Consider the following 3,006-nt stretch of genomic DNA (forward strand, 5'->3'; position numbering starts at 1 on the left):
CCGGCAATTTCCCGGCCCGTGGCTCGTGCTCGCGCAGAATTCCACATACACGACAGCGGGTTGGCGAATGAGATCGTTACGTCCACTCATCACGTGCGACATGTTCTTGCTACGAACCGTGCACAACTTCACTCGGCTCGCCATATCACGATTTGGAGAACTAATATGAAGTTCGGTAAATTCCGGGTCGCGTCGGCCGCCGTCGGGGTGGCGGCCATGCTCGGCGTCGGTGCCGTGGCGGCCACCCAGGCGAACGCCGCGGATCCCAGCATCACCTTCTCCATGGTCCGTTCCGGCGTGGCGGTCACGGCCAACTGCCTGCCGGCGGCCGCGGCGACCGTGCGGGTGGTGTCGCACGGGCAGAACGAGACGCTGACGCTGAAGGCGTCCGGCCTGCCCGCGCTCACCGAGTTCGACCTGTTCATCCTGCAGCTGCCGAACGCGCCGTTCGGCCTGTCGTGGTACCAGAGCGACCTGGTCACCGGCTACGACGGCACGGCGACGGTCACCGTGGTCGGCCGGTTCAACGCCGAGACCTTCGCGGTGGCACCAGGTTCCGGCGCCGCTCCGGTGGTCCACACCGCCGACGCGGCGAGCAACCCGCCGTTCGCCCCGATCCACACCTTCCACGTCGGCTTCTGGTTCAACTCCCCCGCCGACGCCGTCAGTGCCGGCTGCCCCGGCGCGGTCACCCCGTTCAACGGCGACCACACGGCCGGGGTCCAGGCCATGAGCACCCGCAACTTCCCCGATCTCGCGGGACCGTTGCGCCAGCTCGCCTCCTGAGCGGCAGCTGTGCCGAGAGGTCGCGCTGTGCGGTGCCCGGGCACGGGTCCCTCTCCGCGCGACCTCCTCGGTCGGTCGCGGCGAAGCGTCAGGAAAGCCGTTGCCGCTGGGGCACCACCGTGTACTTCGGGTCCTTCGTGGACTCGACGCCCGCCTCGAACACACCGAACCGCTGCAACGCGCTCCCCGCCAGCAACGCCAACCCGGACACCACCGCACCCACCCGGCTGCGCCGGGCCACCGTCACCGCCCCCACGGCCCCCGCGACCGTCAGCCGCTCCGCCCAGGACCGCAGCCGGTGCGGCCGACCCGTCGTGTACGCCGCAGCGACGAGCCCCAGCCGCCGCTCCACCAACCGGGACGCCACCAGCTCGGCCGCGGCGCCGATCGCACCGAGCCGGCGTGCCGGCCCGGCCTCCGAGACGGGCGCGAAGACCATGCCGAGGCCGGCCCCGCTCGCGGCCGCGGACCCGGTGAACACGAACGGCAGCTGCCGGTGCGCCTCGTGCCACGCCGGCACCGCCGTGTGCGACAGCAGAACGGCGGTGTAGGACGCGACGCCGGGCGCGATCGCCGCCGCCGACAGGCCGGCCGGGCGGGCCGCCCAGCGCAGCAGCCGGCCCAGCGCGGTCGCGCGCACCGCCGCGGGCAGCAGCTCGGCAACGCCCGCGAGCCCGGCGCCCGGGCCGTACGCGACCAGGATCCACGTCCCCACGCTCATCGGCGACGTCGGCTTCGCGACCCGCAGCATGTGCAGGAACCGCTCCGGCCGGCCGAGGTCGGCCACCAGCAGGTACATGCTCGCGCCCAGCGCACCCAACGCGCCGACCCGGCCGGCGCGCCGCAGCGACGGCCGGTTCGTGAGGTCCGCGCCCGCGCCGAGCATGGCGGCACCCGCGGACAGGCCGCCGGTGAACAGGTACGCCGCGATCTTCCACTCCCACACCGGCGGCTTGAGCACCGGCCGGCCGTAGTAGGACCGGAACTCGGCACGCGGCACCACCGCCTGCTCACGCCCGCCGTCCGCGCCCCGCCGGGAGAACACGAACGCCCGCTTGTCGGCCGCCCCGGCGTCGCTGCGCGTCTCCCTGGTCATCGCCCGCCCCTTCCCAGGAACGCCGACGCGGCCGCCACCACGAACGCACCCGCCGCCACCGCCGCGTGCCGCCACATCGAGCCCGCGTCCCGGGTCGGCACCACCGGGTCCGGCGGCAGCCCGTACACCTCCGGCTCGTCGAGCAGCAGGAAGAACGCGCCGTCCCCGCCGACGCCGTCGTCCGGGTCCTCGCCGTAGAGCCGCGCCTCGCCCACCCCGGCGGAGTGGAGCTGCTCGACCCGCTGCCGTGCCCGCTCCCGCAGCTCGTCGAGGGGACCGAACTGGATGGAGTCGGTGGGACATGCCTTGGCGCAGGCGGGTTCCAGCCCGTCCCGCAGCCGGTCGTAGCACAGCGTGCACTTCCACGCCCTGCCGTCGTCCTCGCGCCGGTCGATCACGCCGTAGGGGCAGGCGGAGACGCAGTAGCCGCACCCGTTGCAGATGTCGGACTGCACCACGACCGAGCCGAACTCGGTGCGGAACAACGCACCGGTCGGGCACACGTCCAGGCAACCGGCGTGCGTGCAGTGCTTGCACACGTCCGAGGCCATCAGCCAGCGGAACTCGTCGCGCCCGTCGGCGCCGGTGCCCGCGCCGGGCAGTTCGAACGAGGGCAGGCCGAGGTCGACGGGTGCCGTGCCCAGCTCGCCGCCGCCGCGGGGCTGGTCGTGCAGGGCCGAGGAGACCGAGTCGGCGACCTCCCCGGTGACCGACTCCCCCGTCGGCAGGCCGGCCACTCCCGCGTCCTGCCCGCCGAGCCGGCGCGGCTGCTCGACGAACGCGACGTGCCGCCAGCTGTCCGCGCCGAGCATGCCGGTGTTGTCGAACGACATGCCCAGCAGGTTGAACCCGTCGTCGGGGACGTTGTTCCACTCCTTGCAGGCCACCTCGCAGGACTTGCAGCCGATGCACACCGAGGTGTCGGTGAAGAAGCCGACCCGCGCGGGGTGGTCGCGGTGCCCGGCGTCGGCGGCGGGGTCCTCGAGCGGGCCGTACAAGCTGTGCTCAGCCGTCATGCTGTCCGCTCCTGTCTCGGTAGTCCGCCAGATAGGCCGTCAGCGCCGCGCCCCTCGGCCTGCGGCCGGGCCGCACGTCGCAGGTCAGCACCTTGCTCTCCTGGATGA

The 3,006-nt window shown here is 73.2% G+C and carries 3 protein-coding genes; 1 reads left to right on the forward strand and 2 read right to left on the reverse strand.

The window, feature by feature from the left end; genetic code table 11:
• Positions 1-165 precede the first annotated feature (165 nt).
• The gene (locus tag ACJ73U_RS22155; protein WP_407779594.1) at positions 166-786 is read left to right on the forward strand and encodes a hypothetical protein; all 621 of its coding nucleotides are present in this window, start codon (positions 166-168) and stop codon (positions 784-786) included.
• Positions 787-874: 88 nt separating this feature from the next.
• On the opposite strand, the gene nrfD is transcribed toward ACJ73U_RS22155, so the two are convergent.
• On the reverse strand, positions 875-1,882 hold the full coding sequence (gene nrfD / locus ACJ73U_RS22160; RefSeq protein WP_407779595.1) for an NrfD/PsrC family molybdoenzyme membrane anchor subunit: 1,008 nt from the start codon (positions 1,880-1,882) through the stop codon (positions 875-877).
• Complete coding sequence (locus ACJ73U_RS22165; protein ID WP_407779596.1) at positions 1,879-2,898, reverse strand: 4Fe-4S dicluster domain-containing protein; 1,020 nt, start codon at positions 2,896-2,898, stop codon at positions 1,879-1,881. Before ACJ73U_RS22165 ends, nrfD begins: the two co-directional genes overlap by 4 nt.
• Positions 2,899-3,006 lie beyond the last annotated feature (108 nt).

This window comes from Actinophytocola sp. (assembly GCF_045807065.1).
Classification (GTDB): domain Bacteria; phylum Actinomycetota; class Actinomycetes; order Mycobacteriales; family Pseudonocardiaceae; genus Actinophytocola.